This window comes from Mesorhizobium sp. M0243 (assembly GCF_040321775.1).
GTDB lineage: Bacteria > Pseudomonadota > Alphaproteobacteria > Rhizobiales > Rhizobiaceae > Mesorhizobium.
Map to the genome: position 1 here is coordinate 1 of NZ_JAMYSF010000082.1, position 805 is coordinate 805.

The window sequence follows — 805 nt, forward strand, 5'->3', positions numbered from 1 at the left end:
AGGGCAAAGTGAGGTGATGGCGAACAAACGGAGACGAAGAACCAGGACACCCCGATTAATCCGAAGCGCCTCGAGCGCGCTCGATTGAGTGGGACCTGTTCTCCAAGCGGATATTCATCAGGGCGCGCAGCGATCCCGTTGCACATTCAGACGCCGTATACATGGCCGCAACCGACCTGTTCACCAAACCCGATCCGATACCCTTGACCCGCAGGAGCCATCCATACACGGGTTAAAGTCGGGGCTGTAAGGCGGTAGGAAGAGCATTCGCGCGCCGGCCGCTTCGATCGCTTGGCGGGCGGCGGCGACTTTGTGAGCGGGCAGGTTGTCGAGGATGACGATGTCACCAACTCGAAGCGTAGGCGCCAATACATGCTCGGCATAAGCGGCGAACCATTCACCCGTCATCGGTCCGTCGAGGACCATCGGCGCAGTCATGCCCGTCAGGCGCAATGCGCCTGTAAAAGTAGTCGTTTTCCAGTGCCCGTGCGGGATCGGAGATCGGCACCGCATGCCCCGCTTTGCCCGTCCACGCAGGCGAGCCATCTTCGTCGATGCGCCGGTCTCGTCGATAAAGACCAACCGTTCGGGATCGAGATCAGGCTGGGCCTTGAACCAGGCGCGTCGCCGCGCGAGCACGTCGGGCCGATCCTGCTCGCTGGCGTGCGCTGTTTTTTTTGAAGGTCATCGAGTGACGGTCGAGAAAGCGCCAGATCGTGCTCGGCGCGAACACGACCGCATGCTCCGCCCTGAGAAATTCAGCCAACTCGACCAGTGTGATGTCGTCCTGACCTTCGATCACCGC

1 pseudogene is annotated in these 805 nt (G+C 61.0%); it reads right to left on the reverse strand.

The features are described 5' to 3' along the window. Positions 1 to 228: 228 nt before the first annotated feature. A pseudogene (locus NKJ11_RS33715) lies at positions 229 to 805 on the reverse strand (IS630 family transposase); the annotation flags it as partial.